Origin of the sequence: Rhodococcus sp. MALMAid1271, from assembly GCF_049195265.1 — a bacterium.
In the GTDB taxonomy this organism is placed as follows: domain Bacteria; phylum Actinomycetota; class Actinomycetes; order Mycobacteriales; family Mycobacteriaceae; genus Rhodococcoides.
In genome coordinates, this window is the sequence record NZ_JBMIRQ010000067.1 from 159,228 (window position 1) to 178,514 (window position 19,287).

General features: G+C 64.1%; 18 protein-coding genes and 1 tRNA gene. 10 read left to right on the forward strand and 9 right to left on the reverse strand.

All coding sequences use genetic code 11. The features are described from left to right. Positions 1-18 precede the first annotated feature (18 nt). On the forward strand, positions 19-1,185 hold the full coding sequence (locus tag ACOQFP_RS09455) for an iron-containing alcohol dehydrogenase (protein WP_421584111.1): 1,167 nt from the start codon (positions 19-21) through the stop codon (positions 1,183-1,185). On the opposite strand, the gene ACOQFP_RS09460 is transcribed toward ACOQFP_RS09455, so the two are convergent. After that, a complete protein-coding gene (locus tag ACOQFP_RS09460) occupies positions 1,182-2,591 on the reverse strand; it encodes an amino acid permease (protein WP_421584112.1) in 1,410 nt (469 codons plus the stop codon). The genes ACOQFP_RS09455 and ACOQFP_RS09460 overlap by 4 nt on opposite strands. A 128-nt stretch (positions 2,592-2,719) precedes the next feature. On the opposite strand from ACOQFP_RS09460, the gene ACOQFP_RS09465 reads away from it, so the two are divergent. Next, complete coding sequence (locus tag ACOQFP_RS09465) at positions 2,720-3,307, forward strand: winged helix-turn-helix domain-containing protein (protein ID WP_421584113.1); 588 nt, start codon at positions 2,720-2,722, stop codon at positions 3,305-3,307. Between the two features lie 22 nt (positions 3,308-3,329). After that, complete coding sequence (locus ACOQFP_RS09470; RefSeq protein WP_421584114.1) at positions 3,330-4,271, forward strand: NAD(P)/FAD-dependent oxidoreductase; 942 nt, start codon at positions 3,330-3,332, stop codon at positions 4,269-4,271. A 12-nt stretch (positions 4,272-4,283) separates the two neighbouring features. Here ACOQFP_RS09470 and ACOQFP_RS09475 read toward each other — a convergent pair whose 3' ends face one another. Then, entirely contained in the window at positions 4,284-4,934 is a 651-nt protein-coding gene (locus tag ACOQFP_RS09475; protein ID WP_421584243.1) for a nitroreductase, read from the reverse strand. Between the two features lie 131 nt (positions 4,935-5,065). Further along, entirely contained in the window at positions 5,066-6,469 is a 1,404-nt protein-coding gene (locus tag ACOQFP_RS09480) for a DUF1254 domain-containing protein (RefSeq protein WP_341244233.1), read from the reverse strand. 92 nt (positions 6,470-6,561) lie between these two features. Here ACOQFP_RS09480 and ACOQFP_RS09485 point away from each other — a divergent pair, with 92 nt between their 5' ends. After that, entirely contained in the window at positions 6,562-7,218 is a 657-nt protein-coding gene (locus tag ACOQFP_RS09485; RefSeq protein ID WP_421584115.1) for a TetR/AcrR family transcriptional regulator, read from the forward strand. Between the two features lie 37 nt (positions 7,219-7,255). Here the strand turns inward: ACOQFP_RS09485 and ACOQFP_RS09490 are convergent. From ACOQFP_RS09490 to ACOQFP_RS09500, 3 genes are all read right to left on the reverse strand, one after another. Continuing rightward, positions 7,256-7,327, reverse strand: a tRNA-Val gene (locus tag ACOQFP_RS09490). Between the two features lie 87 nt (positions 7,328-7,414). Then, positions 7,415-7,876 carry a peroxiredoxin gene (locus tag ACOQFP_RS09495; RefSeq protein ID WP_206489260.1) on the reverse strand — a complete coding sequence of 154 codons (462 nt, stop codon included), beginning with the start codon at positions 7,874-7,876 and terminating at the stop codon, positions 7,415-7,417. 30 nt (positions 7,877-7,906) lie between these two features. Continuing rightward, positions 7,907-8,329, reverse strand: a complete 423-nt coding sequence (locus tag ACOQFP_RS09500; RefSeq protein WP_206489261.1) for a DUF3052 domain-containing protein — start codon at positions 8,327-8,329, stop codon at positions 7,907-7,909. A gap of 257 nt (positions 8,330-8,586) precedes the next feature. Between ACOQFP_RS09500 and aceE the strand changes: the two genes are divergently transcribed. The 6 genes from aceE (at position 8,587) to ACOQFP_RS09530 (ending at position 17,196) form a co-directional block, all read left to right on the forward strand. Beyond that, entirely contained in the window at positions 8,587-11,409 is a 2,823-nt protein-coding gene (gene aceE / locus ACOQFP_RS09505; protein ID WP_421584116.1) for a pyruvate dehydrogenase (acetyl-transferring), homodimeric type, read from the forward strand. An 87-nt stretch (positions 11,410-11,496) separates the two neighbouring features. Continuing rightward, on the forward strand, positions 11,497-12,906 hold the full coding sequence (locus ACOQFP_RS09510) for a PucR family transcriptional regulator (RefSeq protein ID WP_421584117.1): 1,410 nt from the start codon (positions 11,497-11,499) through the stop codon (positions 12,904-12,906). A gap of 128 nt (positions 12,907-13,034) precedes the next feature. Further along, on the forward strand, positions 13,035-13,943 hold the full coding sequence (locus ACOQFP_RS09515) for an ACP S-malonyltransferase (protein WP_206489263.1): 909 nt from the start codon (positions 13,035-13,037) through the stop codon (positions 13,941-13,943). A 131-nt stretch (positions 13,944-14,074) separates the two neighbouring features. Continuing rightward, on the forward strand, positions 14,075-14,377 hold the full coding sequence (acpM, locus tag ACOQFP_RS09520; protein ID WP_027497448.1) for a meromycolate extension acyl carrier protein AcpM: 303 nt from the start codon (positions 14,075-14,077) through the stop codon (positions 14,375-14,377). 8 nt (positions 14,378-14,385) lie between these two features. Continuing rightward, complete coding sequence (locus ACOQFP_RS09525) at positions 14,386-15,636, forward strand: KasA/KasB family beta-ketoacyl-ACP synthase (RefSeq protein ID WP_206489264.1); 1,251 nt, start codon at positions 14,386-14,388, stop codon at positions 15,634-15,636. Positions 15,637-15,762: 126 nt separating this feature from the next. Next, positions 15,763-17,196, forward strand: coding sequence for an acyl-CoA carboxylase subunit beta (locus tag ACOQFP_RS09530; protein WP_206489265.1), 1,434 nt, complete (start codon positions 15,763-15,765; stop codon positions 17,194-17,196). An 84-nt stretch (positions 17,197-17,280) separates the two neighbouring features. Here ACOQFP_RS09530 and ACOQFP_RS09535 read toward each other — a convergent pair whose 3' ends face one another. From ACOQFP_RS09535 to ACOQFP_RS09545, 3 genes are all read right to left on the reverse strand, one after another. Beyond that, positions 17,281-17,730, reverse strand: coding sequence for a cold-shock protein (locus tag ACOQFP_RS09535; protein ID WP_206489266.1), 450 nt, complete (start codon positions 17,728-17,730; stop codon positions 17,281-17,283). 91 nt (positions 17,731-17,821) lie between these two features. Then, positions 17,822-18,334 (reverse strand): DUF3145 domain-containing protein, encoded by a 513-nt coding sequence (locus tag ACOQFP_RS09540; protein WP_206489267.1) that lies wholly within the window; start codon positions 18,332-18,334, stop codon positions 17,822-17,824. A gap of 144 nt (positions 18,335-18,478) precedes the next feature. Continuing rightward, entirely contained in the window at positions 18,479-19,282 is an 804-nt protein-coding gene (locus ACOQFP_RS09545) for a serine hydrolase domain-containing protein (RefSeq protein WP_206489268.1), read from the reverse strand. Positions 19,283-19,287 lie beyond the last annotated feature (5 nt).

Here is a 19,287-nt window from a genome sequence, read left to right on the forward strand (position 1 = left end):
AAAGAGCTGGAGCACACCATGGTTGCCAATATTTCGTTTCCTCGGTTCCTCAAACTCGGCGGAGGCGCAGTCGCGGAGCTGGGGACTGTTCTGACCGACTTGAATGTCTCACGGCCGTTGCTGGTCACCGACGCTTTCTTGGCCGGAAACGGGTCCGCCGATCGCCTGATGACCGTCATGACCGAGGCCGGAAAGACACCCGCTTTGTTCTCCGGCACCGTCCCGGATCCGACGACGGATTCCCTCGTCGCCGGTCTCGATGCGGTGCGGCAGCATTCGGCCGATTCGATCATCGGGTTCGGCGGAGGCAGTCCGATGGACACGGCGAAGGCGCTGGCGATCCTCGCGGTGCAGGGCGGCACGATGCGGGATTTCAAGGCTCCCGTCGTCTCGACCGGCCCGGCCCTACCGATCATCGCCATTCCCACCACAGCCGGAAGTGGTTCGGAGGCAACTCAGTTCACCATCATCACCGATGTAGCCTCGGACGAGAAGATGTTGTGCCCCGGCCTGTCCTTTCTGCCGATCGCATCCATCATCGACTTCGAGTTGACCATGTCGATGCCGGCGCGCTTGACGGCCGATACCGGCGTCGATGCACTCACACACGCCATCGAGGCGTACGTCAGCAAAAAAGCCAACCCCATTTCCGACGGTTTGGCGCTCAGCGCGATTCGTACGATCGGTACGTCACTGCTTCGTGCTTACCGGGACGGTGACGACCGGCAGGCGAGGGAGGCGATGATGCACGCCTCCACGCAAGCCGGCATGGCGTTCTCCAATGCCAGCGTCTGTTTGGTGCACGGGATGAGCCGTCCGATCGGCGCGCACTTCCATGTGGCGCACGGCTTGTCGAATGCGATGCTCCTGCCTGCCGTTACGGCGTTCTCGATCGTGGGAGCGGAAGGTCGCTATGCCGATTGCGCTCGCGCACTGGGCGCGGCCTCGGAAAGCGATTCCGATCAGGTTGCCTGCGGCAAATTGCAGGATGCGATCGTCACACTGTGCCGTGAGGTGGAGGTTCCGACGCCCGAGACCTTCGGTATCGACAAGGCAAAGTGGGACGAGCTGCTGCCGCTGATGGCCGGGCAAGCCCTGGCGTCGGGCAGCCCGGGCAACAATCCGGTCGTCCCCACTGCCGAGCAGATCGTCGATCTGTACCGGCAGGTGTATGCGGGTCGCTAGTCGAACTCACCGAAATGCGCGGGAACTTCACTGTCTTTCCGCGCATTTCGGCGTTGCACCAGTATTCCGCCGATCACGGTGATCGCCGCAAGCACAGCCGACAGTGCGATAGCGGATCGCTGTTCCGGACGTATCACCATCATCACCAGGACGAATACGATGAACCCGATCGCCAGATACGTCAGCCACGGGTACAGCCACATCAGGACCGCGGGGCGTTCACCGTCGCGATCGAGGTGACGGCGCAGCACCAACTGGCTACTGGCGATGGCGAGGTAGACGAACAGGGCGACCGCTCCGGTGGTCGCCAGCAGGTAGGTGAACAGCTTCTCGGGCAGGATGTAGTTGCCGACGACGGCGAGGAAGCCGAGCACCATCGATGCGATCACCGCGATCCACGGCACTCCGTTGGAGGTGATTTTCTTGACTGCGCGCGGCGCGTCGCCTCGATCGCCGAGGGAATACAGCATGCGCGACGCTGTGTAGAGTGCAGAATTCAAGCACGACGCGACGGCGGTCAGGATGACGATGTCCATGATCGTGTCGGCGTGCGGAATTCCCATCTTGGACAACACGTACTGATACGAACCGGTCGCAGGATCGAGTTCGTTCCACGGCACCAGTGCGACGATGATGAAGATCGATCCGAAGTAGAAGATCGAGATTCGCCAGATCACCGAATTCGTTGCGCGGGTGATTCCTTTTGCCGGGTCCTTGGATTCGGCCGCGGCGATGGTGACGATCTCCGAACCCATGAACGAGAACATCGTCGTCAGCATGGCCGCGATCACGGCGCCGAATCCGAGGGGCATGAATCCGCCTGAGGCCCAGAGTTGGTCCACACCACTGACTTCGGAATGGGGTAGCCATCCTAGGATCGCGGCGATGCCGAGCCCGATGAAGGCGACGATGGCCACCACTTTCACCAGCGCGAACCAGAATTCGAATTCTCCGTAGTTACCGACGCTGATCAGGTTGGTCGCGGTGAGCGCGACGACGATGATCAGCGCCCACATCCATTGCGCCCCACCGAGCCAGTTGGTGAGAATGGCTGCCGCTGCAGTGGCTTCGACCGGGATGACCAGCACCCAGAACCACCAGTAGAGCCATCCCACCGAGAACCCGGCCCAGTGGCCCAGTGCCCGCGTTGCGTAGGTCGAGAACGACCCCGTATCGGGGTTGGCGGTCGCCATCTCCCCCAACATGCGCATCACCAGGATGACCAGGATGCCCGCAAACAGGTAAGACAGCAGCACGGCCGGTCCTGCGGTGGCGATGGCGTTGGCAGAGCCCACGAACAGTCCAGCCCCGATGACGCCTGCTATCGATATCATCGTCACGTGGCGTGGTTTGAGGCTGGTGCCGAGTCCTTGTTCACCGGTTTCCGGCTTGTCCGTAATTGACATACCAATAGTCGACCACATGTCCGAAGTCCCCGCGGGTCTTGACCGAATTGTCCAGACGACCTGTGGTACAGAACTTTCCGTGCACAAGGCCGCGGAGTTGATATCGTCTGATCCGTGGACGCAGGCTCATGATCTTCACCGTCGCCGTTGCCAGAGCCATCGCGGACGGCTCCGTTCGACGCGTGTATCGACGATGGTCGAGTCCGAAGGCAACAGCCGGTTCCGTACTCCGTTCGCCGTCGGGAATGATTCGTATCGACTCGGTCTGCGAGATAGATCCAGCCGAGGTCACCGACGCAGACGCGAGGGCGGCCGGTGAGGGCACTCGTGCGCAGCTCGAGAAGTCGTTCTTCGGCCCCGCCTCCAATCCCACCTTCGTCATCGAGGTGTCCTACGTCGGCGCAGATCCGCGCGACGCCCTCGCTGCCGACGATGCCCTCGACGACGACGCCCTCCACACCCTCAGCGCAACGCTGACGCGGATGGATTCACGATCCGGCAGCCCATGGACCAGAAACACGTTGATGGCAATCGCCGCCGAGCCGGGGCGTCGCGCTGCAGACCTCGCCGAGCGCAGCGGCCTCGACACCAAGACGTTCAAGGCCCGGGTACGTCGGCTGAAGAATCTGGGGCTGACGATCAGCCTCGACACCGGGTACCGAATCTCACCGAGGGGTGCCACCTACCTTCACCGCACCGATCCCCCCTCCGACTGACTCGGCCCGGCATACTGGACCGATGACCTCCGATTCGGGATCCCTCAGCGATTCGGTCACCATCGTCGGTGCCGGTATGGCGGGCGCAGCGTGTGCCCAGGTTCTCCGCCACGCCGGTGTGCCGTTCCGCATCGTCGATCGAGGTCGCGCTCCCGGTGGTCGGATGAGCTCACCGGAGTTGCACGGGCGTCGCGTCGATCTCGGTGCGGGTTACTTCACTGTTCGAGATCAGGAGTTCACGACGGTCGTGGCCGATTGGGAGTCGAAAGGTCTGGCACGCCAGTGGGCCAACACATTCGGCATCCTCAAGCCGGAGACGGTCCCGTGCACCACCACCGGCCCGGTCCGCTGGGCCACCCCGGCGGGGCTTCGATCGCTGGTACGAAACATGGTGGAAGGCTTCGAGATCCAGGATTCGACCGAACTCACCGACTTGCCGGACGGCCATGTGGTGGTGGCAATGCCCGATCCGCAGGCGGCGCGACTGACCTCGGTCCCCGACGCGGTCGACTACGACGCTGTCATCGCGGTGGCGTGCGGGTTCGACGGGCTCGACATCCCCTTCAGGGACGCGGCATTCGTCAACGATCATCCCGATATCGATTTCGTCGCCGACGACGGTGCACGCCGCGCAGACGGCGCTCCGGTTCTGGTGGTGCACACCACGTCGGAGCGAGCGCAGCAGCACATCGACGAACCCGATGGCGCGATCGGCCCGGTTCTCGATGCCCTACGCGAGTTGTCGGTGGTCACGACGCAGCCCACCTGGACGCACGCCCATCGATGGACGTTCGCCAAGCCTGCAGCGCAACACGATTCCAACTTCGCGCTCGAACAACAGGACGGACGCCTTGTCGGTCTCGCGGGCGATCAGTGGTGTGACTCCGGTGTGCCCAGGGTGGAGAGCGCATGGCGTTCGGGAACGGACGTGGGCAGAGAACTGATTCTGAGACTGGGCAACTGACGCCGGATTTGCTCAGCTGACAAATCTCACCGTCTCGCCCAAAGGCGCTCGGCTGGTGCGAAAACCGTTGATGGGGTGTGTCTCGTCCGGGTAGCCGAACGAGATTCCCGCCACCACGCGCCGATCGTCCGGAATGTCGAACCACTCGTGCACGAATGACGAGTAGGCAGCGAGTGCAGCCTGCGCGATCGCTCCGAGGCCGAGGCTGTGGGCGGCCAGCAGGAAGGTCTGCAGATACAACCCGCAGTCGACCGCCCCGTACACACCGAGATCGGCGTCGGTGGTGATGATGGCTGCGTGCGGGGCGTCGAACAGCTCGTAATTGCGAATGAACTGACGGGTCGTCGCCTCGGTGTCGGACTTGACCACTCCGATGCTCTCGTAGAGTGCACCGCCGCATTCCCGCCGTCGTGCGCGGTGCAGGGCGTTGTAGTTGGCCGGGAACGGAAAGTCCGGTTGCGGGACGCTGGATGCCACGTGCTTCACCAATGCCTCGGAGAACCTCCTGGTGGCATCGCCTTCGGTCACGATGATCTGCCACGACTGGGTGTTGGACCAGGACGGAGTGCGTTGAGCGGCCGCCAACAAGTGCTCGATTACTTCCCTCGAGACTTGCTTCGGCAGGAACTGCCGACAGGAGTATCGCTCGTCGAGCACAGTCATCAGGGAGTCGAACTCGGTCACCAGATCCACCTCGAGTCGTCAGGAACTCTTTTCGCACGCGAATCTAACACCGGTGGATCGACTACCCGCTGCGTACAGCGTCGACGGCCCAGGCGAACTCTTGCCGGAAGCTAGCGGTTCCACCGTTCGATTCCAGGCGGAGACCAACTGCCGTCGAGCACAGGCGACTCTGGAACGTACATCCGGAGGTATACGCGAAAAGGGCCGTCGGGCAGCGGAAGCCAGTTCGCACCGGGCACTCCTGGATCGTCCCGCGACAAGATCAAGTCCAGTGAGCCGTCCGGCTGATAGACCAGGCCGGGCCTGCTGTCGCTGATGCTGTGGCGATCCCCGGGGACGGGCGGCAGAAATCCGTCCCCGTCGTAGACCGTGATGGAGAAGAACGCGTCGGCGGGCGGTTGCTCACCGGGCGGGAAATGCAGTCGATAGCTGTTTGCCCCGTTGAGCGGCAGGCCATTTCGGTCCAGCAACGCGGTGACGTATGCAGCTTCCTCTGGGGTGTTGGCTCCGAGTCCGATCTCGGCCACGCCCGCCCTGGTGGTGTAATCGGTTCCGTAGTCACCGATGGTGTCCGGCGGTGACGACCACCCTTGGTTGCGGAGTGCACCCGCATACTGCGAGCCGCTCACTACAGCCGGCAAGGAGGACTCGGCAGCACGTACGGCTCGATCGAGTGCGCGGAATGCGACCGGACTCAGGCCCGCATCGGCAACGCGCAGTCCGGGTCCGACGCCGATGCGCGCGAGTTCGGCAAGCTCGGCCGCGTCGCGAATCGGAGGCGGATTCTGTTCCATGGCCGCGCTGATGGCGTCGAGCAGCGCGGTTCCCTCCGGCTTCGGCGGCTCCACGGGGACGAAGGGCGCGCAGTCGGTGAATGTCTGCGGACCCGCGGGTGGTGTGACCGAGTACTGGCTCATCAACGCGAATGCATCGGCTCGGTCGGCTTCGTCGCCGGCGAGTGTGCGTCCGAGCAACCAGATCCTGCTGTCCGACACGGTGATCGTGGTGGCACCGGGGACTTCAGGGCCAGGTGCCCCGGACCAGGTGATCGCGAATTTTCCGGCATCCGAGCCAGTGGTGCGAGAGCCCACGTATCCGACCACGTTCGTGTACGAGTCCATGAGCTGAAAGTTGAAATATCGGTCTCCCATGTCCGGATGCGACAGCACCACCGGACCCTCGCTCAGATCCAGATGCGCCATGGAATACAGCGTGTCGACGTTCGGGGCGACCACGAGCTTCTCGTCCGGCGTGATGAAGGCTGGGCGCGAGGAGATCGCGTTCACCGGAGCGAGGCCGCGGTCATCCGGACACGGAACACTGGTGGCCGTGTCACGCACGCGCAGCAATTCCAACAGCGGGTTGCCGTAGATGAACGCTCGCGCCCCCAGGGCAGCTGCTTGAACCGGTCCCGGAGCGGGTCCGACCGCACTCGCCGTTCCGGCAGCGATCACTACCACCAGCGTTGCAAGACCGATCCGCGTCGCGAGACGGAGGATATGGCGTTTCGTCATGCGCCACATTAAACACGCATGCATGTCCAAAGGGAAGCAGGGCCGGATGATTGGATGAGGAGCACACGACACACACCGGTGAGGAGGTACTGATGCCGGACACGAACACCGATGCCACTCCACTCCCTCGTGGACGACACAAACTCGGGGCCGAGGAAGTCAGGGCCTCGCAGCGCGCCCGGTTGCTACAAGCGATGGAAGACCTGGTCGACGAGGTCGGCTACTCGAAAGCAAGCGTCCCCAAAGTGGCCCGCAGAGCGCGAGTGACCGATCGCGCGTTCTATGCCCTGTTCTCCGACAAAGCCGAGTGTTTCATCGCCCTGTGCGAGCAGCACGGCGACGCACTACGAGAAGAGCTGAGCGACGCCGCCCGCGAGATGTCCGGAGCCGAGGACATGTTCGCCGCTTTCGATGCCGGACTTCATCGTTATCTTCGGTGGTGGATGGAGCGGCCCGGCGGCTCGCGCGCCTTCTTCGTGGAGATCCTCACCGTGGGCGATCGCGCATACGCTTCACGCGACTCACGGGCCGCATCGTTCGCGCAGACGCTGCGCGGAATCGGGACCTTGCTGCGCGCTCGAGCAGGCATCGACGGGGCTCCGGCCGAGATAGACGCTACAGCCGCTGCGGCGGTCGCTACCGAACTGGTTGCGCGCGAGGTACGCGCAGGCCGCATAGACCGCCTGCCCGAGATTCACGCGGACCTTCGCAGAGTACTGCTGCTGTTGCTGCTCGGCCGCGAGATGTAGCGACCAGAACGTCGTCTTTCGACGCGGGTGAAGACGGTGGGCGCAGAGGGGTTCGAACCCCCGACCGCTGGTGTGTAAAACCAGAGCTCTACCGCTGAGCTATACGCCCGAGTACCGGTGGCCTGGGGAGAACCCCGGGCCACCGGAACGCTTGGAGAAATTTATCGTGTCTGGTGTCTAACTACAATTCCGCAGGTCAGCTCACCTGTGCGAGCGCCTCGGCCCACGATGAGCTGTCCCGGGCTTCCCCGGGACCGTTCATTTCGGCGAATCTGATGATTCCGGATTTGTCGACCACGAAGGTCCCACGATTGGCGAAGCCGGCAGTGTCGTTGAACACGCCGTACGCCTGCGCTACCTCACCGTGCGGCCAGAAGTCCGACAGCAACGGAAAGGTGTAACCCTGTTCTGCAGCCCAGATCTTGTGGGTGGGAGGAGGGCCCACCGAAATTGCCAACACCGCAGTGTCGTCGTTCTCGAAGGTCGGTAGTTCGTCGCGTACTTTGCACAGCTCGCCCTGGCACGTGCCGGTGAAGGCCAGTGGATAGAACACGAGCAGAACGTTTTTCACGCCCCGGTACGACGACAGCGTGACCAGTTGGTTGTTCTGGTCTTTGAGGGTGAAGTCGGGCGCTTGTGCGCCAACCTCGATCGGCATCTAGAACCGTCTTCCTGTGTCGAGCATGGCCTACCGCTTCGTGGCAGGGGTCTTGGGCTGAACCAATCGACTTCCGATCCAGTCACCGAGGTTTGCCGCAGAGGTCTGCGTCAACCCCGCGGTCGGAGCCGATTCGGCAATCTCGCTGGGTTCCACATGACCGGGCAACCCGGTTTTGGGGCTGAGGACCCACACGATGCCATCGTCCGAGAGCGGACCGATCGCATCCATGAGCGCGTCGACCAGGTCACCGTCTCCATCGCGCCACCACAGCAGCACAACGTCGATCACCTCGTCGGAATCCTCGTCGAGGGTCTCGCCACCGATCACATCTTCTACGTCGGCGCGCAGATCATCGTCGGTGTCCTCGTCCCAGCCCAGCTCTTGAACGACCATGTCGCGAGTGATGCCAAGTTTCTGAGCGTAGTTCTGAGCGTCCGCCGCGGCGACCACGGTGGTGACCTCCTTGAATTGTGGGTGCAGTAGTCAAAGCGAACAGGGTCGAAGCCGTTCGCGCAAGCTGACCGCGCCGAAATTGCGTACATAAATTTCTACCGGTGGGTATTGGACCTCTGTACTACCAGAACCGGCGAGATGTAGCAGGATTAGGGAGGAATCACGAGAACGAGGAGAGTAGACCGCCGTCACAGGGGCGGACTACCGGGACCGGGCGCCACACCGAGCGTCCGCCACATTGAGGAGTGCACACGTTGTCCGAAGAGAACAGCGGCGAACGGCAGAACACATCGTCTGCAGGCAAAACGGCAAGTTCGGACGGTCGGGTCCGCGTCATCCGTGAGGGTGTCGCGTCGTATCTGCCCGATATCGACAACGACGAAACCAACGAATGGATCGAGTCGTTCGACGGCTTGCTGGAGAGGTCCGGACCGAACCGCGCTCGCTACCTGATGCTGAGGTTGCTCGAGCGCGCTGGTGAGCGCCGCGTCGCGCTGCCGTCGCTGACATCGACGGACTACGTCAACACCATCCCCACCGAGAACGAGCCCTGGTTCCCCGGCGACGAGTCGATGGAGCGTCGCTACCGCGCCTGGATTCGTTGGAACGCGGCCATCATGGTGCACCGCGCGCAGCGTCCCGGAGTCGGCGTCGGCGGTCACATCTCCACCTATGCGTCCTCCGCCGCGCTCTACGAGGTGGGCTTCAACCACTTCTTCCGCGGCAAGGACCACCCGGGCGGCGGTGACCACATCTTCATCCAGGGTCACGCCTCCCCCGGCATCTACGCCCGCGCCTTCCTCGAAGGCCGCATTCCAGCCGAGCGCATGGACGGTTTCCGCCAGGAAGCGAGCCACGAGACCGAAGGCGGCGGACTGCCGTCGTACCCGCACCCGCGGCTGATGCAGGACTTCTGGGAGTTCCCGACGGTGTCGATGGGTCTCGGCCCGATGAACGCCATCTACCAGGCTCGCTTCAACCATTACCTCAACGACCGCGGCATCAAGGACACCACCGATCAGCACGTGTGGGCCTACCTCGGCGACGGCGAGATGGACGAGCCGGAATCGCGTGGACTCGCACATGTGGCGGCCACCGAGGGCCTGGACAATCTCACCTTCGTCGTCAACTGCAACCTGCAGCGCCTCGATGGCCCGGTGCGCGGCAACGGCAAGATCATCCAGGAACTGGAGTCCTTCTTCCGTGGTGCCGGCTGGAACGTCATCAAGGTGGTCTGGGGCCGCGAGTGGGATGCCCTGCTGCACAAGGATCGCGACGGCGCCCTGGTCAACCTCATGAACACCACCCCCGACGGCGATTTCCAGACGTACAAGGCCAACGACGGTAGCTACGTTCGAGATCACTTCTTCGGGCGCGATCCGCGCACCAAGGAACTCGTCAAGGATCTGTCCGACGCCGAGATCTGGAACCTCAAGCGAGGCGGCCACGACTACCGCAAGGTGCACGCTGCCTATGCGGCCGCGATGGCGCACAAGGGCCAGCCGACGGTCATCCTGGCGCACACCATCAAGGGCTACACCCTCGGCAAGCACTTCGAGGGCCGCAACGCCACGCACCAGATGAAGAAGCTCACGCTCGACGATCTCAAGACGTTCCGCGACCTGCAGCACATTCCGATCTCGGACGAGGAGCTCGAGAAGGATCCGTACATGCCGCCGTACTACCACCCCGGTGCGGATGCTCCCGAGATCCAGTACATGCTCGATCGCCGCAGCAAGCTCGGTGGATTCGTTCCCGAGCGCCGGGTCGACGTCAAGCCGCTTCCGCAGCCGGGCGACGACACGTACAAGACCCTCCGTAAGGGTTCGGGCAAGCAAGAAGTCGCCACCACGATGGCGCTCGTGCGAGTGATGAAGGAGCTGCTGCGAGACAAGGAGATCGGTCACCGCATCGTGCCGATCATCCCCGACGAGGCCCGCACGTTCGGTATGGACTCGTGGTTCCCGTCGCTGAAGATCTACAACCGCAACGGCCAGCTCTACACCTCGGTGGACTCGGAGCTGATGCTCGCCTACAAGGAGAGCACCGTCGGCCAGATCCTGCACGAGGGCATCAACGAGGCCGGGTCCACCTCCTCGTTCACCGCGGTCGGAACCTCGTACTCCACGCACGGCGAGGTCATGATCCCGCTGTACATCTTCTACTCGATGTTCGGTTTCCAGCGCACCGGCGACGGTCTGTGGGCTGCCGCCGATCAGATGGCACGCGGGTTCGTCCTCGGTGCCACGGCCGGTCGCACCACCCTCACCGGTGAAGGTCTGCAGCACGCCGACGGTCATTCGCTGCTGTTGGCGTCGACCAACCCGGCGGCCGTGTCCTACGACCCGGCGTTCTCGTACGAAATTGCACACATCGTCAAGGACGGTCTGCGACGGATGTACGGCGGCACCGAAGGTGTCGAAGGCTTCGGCGGCGAGAACATCTTCTATTACATCACCCTGTACAACGAGCCGTACGTACAGCCGGCCGAGCCGGAGAACCTCGACGTCGAGGGTCTGCTCAAGGGCATCTACCGATTCGAAGCACCACAGGATGGCGACGGACCCGAGGCGCAGCTGCTGGCCTCGGGCGTCGGGATGGTCTCGGCACGTAAAGCCAGGGAACTGCTGTTCGAGGAGTGGGGCGTGCGTTCGGCCGTGTGGTCGGTGACGTCCTGGGGCGAACTACGCCGAGACGGCGTCGACGCCGAGCGTGAAGCTCTGCGCAATCCCGGTGCCGACAAGCGCGTGCCCTTCGTGACCTCGGCCCTGGCCGATGCCAACGGCCCGGTCATCGCATCCTCGGATTGGATGCGTGCCGTCCCGGACCAGATCCGCCAGTGGGTTCCGGGCGACTACGTCACTCTCGGCACCGACGGTTTCGGGTTCTCCGACACCCGTCCGGCCGCGCGTCGCGTGTTCAACGTCGACGCCGAGTCGATCGTCGTCGCCACCTTGTCCGCTCTCGCCGCATCCGGTGAGATCGACAAGGCCAAGGCCGTCGAGGCCGCGGAAAAGTACAAGATCGACGACGTCACCGCAGCTCCGACGTCCTTCGCCGATACCGGTTCGGCGTAGGCTCACACCCTGTTCGGCCGACCCCCGTCCCACATCGCGATGCACGTCCGTCGCGGTGCAGGCGGGGGTCGGGCGTAGGTTCTCCTTATGTCCGATGCGAAACCCGACTCCCCGGGCAGCGCGTCTGCGCGTGATGTATCCCGCCGCGACGCCTACCGTGAAGCGTTGCGAGAGTCGTTGACCCGCGATTCCTCGACCCGCGACCCCCTGACCTCGGACAACGAAGTCCATCTTCCGGTCGCCTCGCTTGCACCCTCTCGCCAGAAGCGCGATCCCCTACCGGATGCCCTGCTGAGACGGGTCAAACAGTTCTCGGGGCGTCTGTCGACCGAGGCCGTGACCACGATGCAGCGTCAGCTGCCGTTCTTCGGTGACCTCGACGCAGCCCAGCGCGCCAGCGTCCAGTTGTTGATTCAGACGGCCGTCGACAATTTCCTCGAGTGGTTGAAGAACCCCAACAGCGATATTCGTTTCTCTCTCGACGCTTTTCAGGTGATCCCTCAGGACCTCGCTCGACGGCTGACTCTGCGCCAGACCGTGGACATGGTCCGGGTGGCGATGGAGTTCTTCGAGCAGTGGCTCCCGGCGCTGGCACGTAACGATCAGCAGCTGGTGGCCCTGACCGAGGCCGTGTTGCGATACGGACGCGAGCTCGGTTTCGCGGCCGCTTCGGTCTACGCCAGCGCCGCCGAGTCGCGCGGCGCGTGGGACACGCGCCTCGAGGCCCTCGTGGTGGACGCCGTCGTGCGCGGTGACACCGGCTCGGACATGCTCTCGCGCGCCGCGACGTTGAACTGGGATGCCACTGCGCCGGCAACGGTGCTGGTGGGCACTCCCCCCGACGATCGAGGAGTCTCGGTCGTCGGCACCGTGCATTCGGTGGCACAGAAGCACGGCCGCGCCGCGCTGGCCGTGGTGCAGGGAACACGACTGGTGATGGTGGTCAGCGGGCCGATCACCGACTCGGCCGCGCACAACTCGTTCGTCGAGGACATGTTGCAGAACTTCTCCGACGGACCGGTCGTGATCGGTCCGACCACGCGCACCCTCGGTGCCGCGCACTCCAGTGCGGTGGAGGCGTTTGCCGGAATGCAGGCCGTGGCTGGTTGGCGGGGAGCACCACGTCCGGTGCACGCAGGCGAGTTACTGCCCGAGCGCGCCCTGCTGAACGATGCCGCGGCGATCTCGGCACTCAACGATCATGTGGTCGTTCCGTTGGCTTCGGCCGGGTCCGGCCTGGCCGACACACTCGACGCATATCTGGACTGTGGCGGGGCCGTGGAAACCTGCGCACGGCAGCTGTTTGTTCATCCAAATACGGTGCGCTATCGCCTCAAGCGAATCGCAGAAGTCACCGGTCGTGATCCCACGAATCCTCGCGATGCGTACGTGCTCCGGGTCGCGGCAACGGTAGGAAGGCTGGCTCGAACTCATCACGAACCGTCCCATTCTGCCCCATATGTCACACAAGTCACATTCGGCGAAGTGGTCACGTAACGCCCGACCCCCGTCCGGCGATGGCCGGTGCTCACGAGGCAATTTGTAGGGTTCCCACAAATTGGTTGTCGAGAGTTCATCGAGCGCGACATCACCGATCAGAGGGCCGACGGTGTTCCCTTAACTCTGTGATTGCGTTGCTTGCGCCCGGTCAGGGCTCCCAGACTCCCGGCATGCTGCTGCCATGGCTCGAACTGCCAGGCGCGGCGGATCGGCTGGCGCTGTGGTCGAAGGCTTCCGGCCTGGACCTCGTTCGCCTCGGCACCACCGCCACCGCAGAAGAAATCACCGATACTGCTGTGACTCAGCCGCTGGTTGTGGCCTCGGCCCTGCTCGCCTTCGAGGAGATCGCCGCGCGCGGCCTGTTCCCCGAGGACGCCGTCGTCGCCGGCCACTCCGTGGGCGAGCTCGCCGCCGCAGCCATCGCCGGCGTCATCTCCTCTGACGAGGCAGTCTCTCTCGCTGCGGTACGAGGCGCTGCCATGGCCAAGGCCTGCGCACTGCAGCCCACGGGCATGTCTGCGGTGCTCGGCGGAGACGAGGCCGCTGTGCTCGCCCGGCTCGAAGAGCTCGATCTCACCCCGGCCAATGTCAATGCAGCCGGGCAGATCGTCGCAGCCGGGCTGCTGACCAAGCTGGCCGAACTGGCCGAGAGCGCGCCCGAGAAGGCTCGCGTTCGCGCCCTCCCGGTGGCCGGCGCATTCCACACCGAGTACATGGCCTCGGCGGGCGATACCGTTGCCGCTGCGGCCGCCGCAATCACGGCATCCGCGCCGACCCGCACCCTGCTGTCCAACTCGGACGGTCAGCCGGTCGCGTCCGGTGCCGACGCACTCGACAAACTTGCTGCTCAGGTCACACGCCCCGTGCGATGGGATCTGTGCAACGCCTACCTGCGCACCGCGCAGGTCACCGGACTTGTGGAACTGCCCCCGGCAGGCGCATTGGTCGGCATCGCCAAACGTGAACTGCGCGGCGTCGCCAACCTCGGCCTGAAGACACCGGCGGACATTTCCGCACTGGCCGAGCTCGGATAGCTCGGTAGCACACCCCGCAGTCTCGGCACTGCGGATCGACTTCCACTCCCCGAGTGGCAGAAAAATGCACAACCGCGTCTCGAAGCACATGACTTCGGCGTTCTACACTTCAAGAGAAGGGACCCACAACAGTGGCCAGCCAGGAAGACCTCATCGCCGGACTTGCAGAGATCATCGAAGAGGTCACGGGCATCGAACCGTCCGAGGTGACCATCGAGAAGTCCTTCGTGGACGACCTCGACATCGACTCGCTCTCCATGGTCGAGATCGCAGTGCAGACCGAGGACAAGTACGGCGTCAAGATCCCCGACGAGGACCTCGCAGGTCTGCGCACCGTCGGCGACGCCGTGAACTACATCCAGAAGCTCGAAGCGGAGAACCCCGAAGCCGCAGAAGCTATCAAGGCCAAGCTCGACGACTCCGCGAGCGAGTGACAGGGCCCATGACCAACCCATCCACCGCTAACGGACGCTTCCCCAGTGTCGTCGTCACCAGCCTCGCTGCGACCACGTCACTCGCGGGTGACGTCGATGCAACGTGGAAGGGTCTGCTGAACGGCGACAGCGGTATCCACGCTCTGGAAGACGATTTCGTCACCGAGTACGGCTTGCCCGTACGGATCGGTGGGCACCTCGCGGTGAAGCCGCAGAGCCTGCTCTCCCGGGTCGAACTTCGTCGCCTGAGTTACGTGGAGCAGCTGGCCACCGTGCTCGGTCGCGAAGTATGGAAGAACGCCGGAACACCCGACGTCGATCCGCTTCGCCTCGGTGTGTCGATCGGTACCGGTCTCGGCGGCGGCGACGCACTGATCGACGCCAACGACAAGATGAAGGACGGCGGCTACCGCAAGGTATCCCCGCTCGCCGTTCAGATGGTCATGCCGAACGGTCCCGCCGCGGTCGTCGGACTCGAGCTCAAAGCACAGGCAGGCGTCATCACCCCCGTCTCCGCATGCTCCTCGGGATCGGAAGCCATTGCGCATGCATGGCGGATGATCGTGATGGGCGACGCGGACATGGTCGTCACCGGCGGCGTCGAGGGCTACATCGACGCGGTTCCGATCGCCAGCTTCTCCATGATGCGGGCGATGAGCACCAACAACGACGATCCGAAGGGAGCCTCACGTCCGTTCGACAAGGATCGTGACGGCTTCGTGTTCGGTGAAGCGGGTGCGCTCATGGTCATCGAGACCGAAGAGCACGCCAAGGCACGCGGCGCAACGATTCACGCCCGCCTGCTCGGTGCAGGAATCACCTCGGACGGATTCCACCTCGTGGCTCCCGATCCGGAGGGCAAGGGTGCCGCACGCGCCATGAAGCGCGCGATCGAGACCGCTGGCCTGCAGAAGTCCGACATCACCCACGTGAACGCCCACGCAACGGCAACTCCCATCGGGGACACCGCCGAGGCGCTGGCAATCAACCAGGCCGTCGGAAATCACGCAGCGGTGTACGCACCGAAATCCGCTCTCGGCCACTCGATCGGTGCTGTCGGTGCCCTCGAGTCGGTCCTGACGGTGCTGTCAGTGCGCGAGGGAATCATCCCTCCCACGCTGAATTTGGAGAATCAGGATCCCGAGATCGATCTCGACGTCGTCAAGGGCGAGCCCCGCGTCGGACAGATCGATTACGCGATCAACAACTCGTTCGGATTCGGTGGGCACAACGTAGCGCTCGCCTTCGGTAAGGCGTGATTCGCTGAGTCGACTGTTCGACTCGGCGAATCACGCTCTCGCAGTGCATGATCCGGGCTGGGGTCGTTCCCACGGAACGCCCCGGCCCGGGCCTCGCCCCACTGGGGCCCTGAAGAAGGACAAGCGATGACAATTCTGGCCCCCGTCACTCGATCCGGTACCTCCACCGATCCCCGCGATCCTCTCGCCCGCCTCGAGAATCTCTTCGACACCGGAACCACTGTGCCGCTGCACGATCGGGACAAGTCCGGCATCCTCGCAGCGTCGGGAGAGATCGACGGCGTCCACACCATCGCTTATTGTTCCGATGCCACCGTCATGGGTGGTGCCATGGGTGTCGACGGATGCAAGCACATCGTCGCCGCCATCGATACCGCTATCGAACAGCGCGCCCCGATCGTCGGCGTCTGGCATTCCGGCGGTGCTCGCCTCGCCGAGGGCGTCGAAGCTCTCCATGCCGTCGGACTCGTCTTCGAGGCCATGGTCAGAGCCTCCGGCCTCGTCCCCCAAATTTCCGTCGTCCTCGGCTTTGCCGCCGGCGGCGCCGCCTACGGTCCTGCGCTGACCGACGTCGTCATCATGGCTCCCGAGGGTCGCGTGTTCGTCACCGGCCCCGACGTCGTCCGCAGTGTCACCGGTGAGCAGGTCGACATGGCCTCGCTCGGCGGCCCCGACACTCACCACAAGAAATCCGGTGTCTGCCATATCGTCGCCGACAGCGAGATGGACGCCTTCACCCGCGCCCGCCGTCTGGTGTCGATGTTCTGTGAGCAGGGCGAGTTCGACATCGCCGCTGCCGAGCACGGCGATACCGACCTGCGGGCGTTGATGCCCGAATCCAACCGCCGCGCATACGACGTCCACCCGATCGTTCACGAACTACTCGACAACGTCGAAGGAGAATCGACGTTCGAGGAGTTCCAGGGTGGCTGGGCGCGCAGCATCGTCGTCGGTCTCGGACGCATCAGCGGCCGCACCGTCGGCGTGATCGCCAACAATCCCATCCGACTCGGCGGCTGCCTCAACTCCGAAAGCGCCGAAAAGGCAGCACGTTTCGTGCGGCTGTGTGACGCGTTCGGAATCCCGCTCATCGTGGTCGTCGACGTACCCGGCTACCTCCCCGGCGTCAGCATGGAATGGGAAGGCGTCGTCCGGCGCGGAGCGAAACTACTGCATGCCTTCGCCGAAGCGACCGTCCCCCGCGTCACCCTCGTCACCCGCAAGATCTACGGCGGTGCCTACATCGCGATGAATGCGCGCGCTCTCGGTGCCACCGCTGTGTACGCCTGGCCCGGCTCCGAGGTCGCTGTCATGGGCGCGAAGGCAGCCGTCGGCATCTTGCACAAGAAGGCTCTCGCCGCCGCGCCCGAGGAAGAGCGTGAGGCGCTGCATGATCGCCTCACCGTCGAACACGAGAGCATCGCAGGCGGCGTGGACCGTGCGGTGGCGATCGGTGTCGTCGACGAGGTGATCGAGCCGAGCAAGACTCGCAGCACCGTCGCCAAGGCTCTCGCAGCGGCCCCGGTGGCGCGCGGCAATCACAAGAACATCCCGCTCTGACTCCCAGTTGGAATCAGTGCCGCTTCGAGGTGCACTGGACCCCGTGGGTCGAGCCGGGGCCGGGGTGGGCGTCAGCCGGGTCGGTCAGCTCTCGATCCATTTGTGGTCGTGAGCCAACCGCAGCATCGCCGATCGAATGTCGAGAATCTGCGTCGCCGTCAACGTGCCGTTGGCAGATAGCAGAGTATCGGTCAGCTCGGCGGTGAATTCGGCCTCGGACAGCACGTCGCAGAGGACGTCTTCCAGCTGCTGATGCTCAGAGATCGGAACGGTGTTGTGGTACGGCACATCCGGCTTGTGTCGGGTGACCAGCGCGGTCGATGCCGGCCCGTCGATGATCTGTACCTGGGTGGCCTTGAGGCCCCGGTCGCCTTCGACGGCCACGTACTCGACGCGAACGCCCGGTGCTAGTAGTCGTTTGTCGAAATCCAGATCGTTGACGTGAATGAACACGTCCTCGCCGCCCTCGTCCGGCGCTACGAATCCGTACCCCTTGAACTCGTCGAATCGAATCACTTTTCCGGTCGACAACATCGAACCCACCCACTCCACGGTCGTTCCCACATGCCGAACCAGGCACGCCCGCGAAACTACCGGGATGCACTCCCCCCGGCAACTCCTGCTTCTAGCCGACGTTGCGGCTCAACCACGTCACTTCTGCTCCGGCCCCACCGGTTCGATACGGCTCGAGGGCAGCATCCCAGTCCGATCCGAGTGCGTGCTCCACAGCCGCAGTGAAATTGCCCTGGTTGTTCTCCATGAGGGCGCGCAGGCGCATCTCGCCGAGGACGACATCGCCGTTCGCGCTCGTCGTTCCCCGCCACAGGCCCAAGCCTGGCACGTGCGAGAACCGTTCGCCGTCGACGCCTTCGCTGGGGTCTTCGGTCACCTCGAAACGCAGCATCTGCCAGGAGCGAAGAATGCCGGCCAGGGTGGCTCCGGTACCCACCGGACCCACCCAGTCGGTGGTGGCGCGCAGTTGCCCATCGGAGGCGGGCTGCACGGACCACTTCAAATTCGCCCGGCAGTCGAGAGCGTCGGTCAACGCCCATTCGACATGCGGGCACAACGCAGCGGGCGACGAGTGGATGTACACGACACCCGACGTCGCTTCTGCGAACTGATTCGATCCACGCATTGCACTACCTCCAGCTTCGACGAGGGACGTCTTCCCCAACGACCTCGACATGCTTCGCGTGGATGCAGTGAATCAACACGTGTGTGTACTAGTGTGCCCCGAGTTGCCCCTGTTGCGCCAGTGCAATCTGTTGACGAATGAGATTCATCGCGCGAGCACTGCGTCGGAGAGTTCGGGCCACAACGGTTTCGCCCAGTCTCCGAACGCCCGATCCGTCAACACAACGCATGCCGTCCGCACGGCGGGATCCACCCACAGAAACGTTCCGGCCTGCCCGAAGTGGCCGAACGTGGCCGACGAGTTGGTGCCCCCGGTCCAGTGCGGGTTTTTCTCTCCGCGCAGCTCGAACCCCAGCCCCCAGTCGCACGGCTTGTGCGATCCGTATCCGGGCACGATTCCGTTCAGACCGGGGAAGTGCACGTCGGTCGCGGACGAGAGTGTCTGCGTCGCGAGGAGCGTCGGTGCGAGCAATTCGGCGGCGAACCTGGTCAGATCTGCCACGGTCGAGCTCGCACCGTGGCCTGCCGATCCCGACAGCGAGGTATTCGTCATCTGCAGTGGACGGAACACGGCCTCGTCCAAGTAATCGGGAAACGCGATGTGCGACTCGGTTTCGATCAGCTCGGCCAACACCTCGAACCCGGCGCTGGAATAGATCCGCTTGGTACCGGCCGGTGCCTGCACCGTCCGTTCGCCGAATGCCAATCCCGACGCGTGTGCCAGCAGATGACGCACTGTCGACCCTTCCGGCCCCGCGGGCTGATCGAGCTCCACCGCGCCTTCCTCGACGGCGACGAGCACCGCGTATGCACTGAGCAACTTGGTGACCGACGCAAGCTCGTACACGCGCTCGGCCTCACCCACTTCCTCACGAACGCCGGAGTCTGTGACGACAGCGGCGCTGACATGGTCGACGGGCCACGAGGCGGTGAGATCGAGGGTAGACACGCCTG

Coding starts and splice junctions, on each gene's coding strand:
- ACOQFP_RS09510 (WP_421584117.1), top strand. CDS start 11,497: ATGTCCGATGCGAAACCCGACTCCCCGGGCAGCGCGTCTGCGCGTGAT.
- ACOQFP_RS09535 (WP_206489266.1), bottom strand. CDS start 17,730: ATGTTGTCGACCGGAAAAGTGATTCGATTCGACGAGTTCAAGGGGTAC.
- ACOQFP_RS09480 (WP_341244233.1), bottom strand. CDS start 6,469: ATGACGAAACGCCATATCCTCCGTCTCGCGACGCGGATCGGTCTTGCA.
- ACOQFP_RS09530 (WP_206489265.1), top strand. CDS start 15,763: ATGACAATTCTGGCCCCCGTCACTCGATCCGGTACCTCCACCGATCCC.
- ACOQFP_RS09540 (WP_206489267.1), bottom strand. CDS start 18,334: ATGCGTGGATCGAATCAGTTCGCAGAAGCGACGTCGGGTGTCGTGTAC.
- ACOQFP_RS09495 (WP_206489260.1), bottom strand. CDS start 7,876: ATGCCGATCGAGGTTGGCGCACAAGCGCCCGACTTCACCCTCAAAGAC.
- ACOQFP_RS09525 (WP_206489264.1), top strand. CDS start 14,386: ATGACCAACCCATCCACCGCTAACGGACGCTTCCCCAGTGTCGTCGTC.
- ACOQFP_RS09465 (WP_421584113.1), top strand. CDS start 2,720: ATGATCTTCACCGTCGCCGTTGCCAGAGCCATCGCGGACGGCTCCGTT.
- ACOQFP_RS09470 (WP_421584114.1), top strand. CDS start 3,330: ATGACCTCCGATTCGGGATCCCTCAGCGATTCGGTCACCATCGTCGGT.
- ACOQFP_RS09475 (WP_421584243.1), bottom strand. CDS start 4,934: ATGACTGTGCTCGACGAGCGATACTCCTGTCGGCAGTTCCTGCCGAAG.
- ACOQFP_RS09460 (WP_421584112.1), bottom strand. CDS start 2,591: ATGTCAATTACGGACAAGCCGGAAACCGGTGAACAAGGACTCGGCACC.
- ACOQFP_RS09455 (WP_421584111.1), top strand. CDS start 19: ATGGTTGCCAATATTTCGTTTCCTCGGTTCCTCAAACTCGGCGGAGGC.
- ACOQFP_RS09485 (WP_421584115.1), top strand. CDS start 6,562: ATGCCGGACACGAACACCGATGCCACTCCACTCCCTCGTGGACGACAC.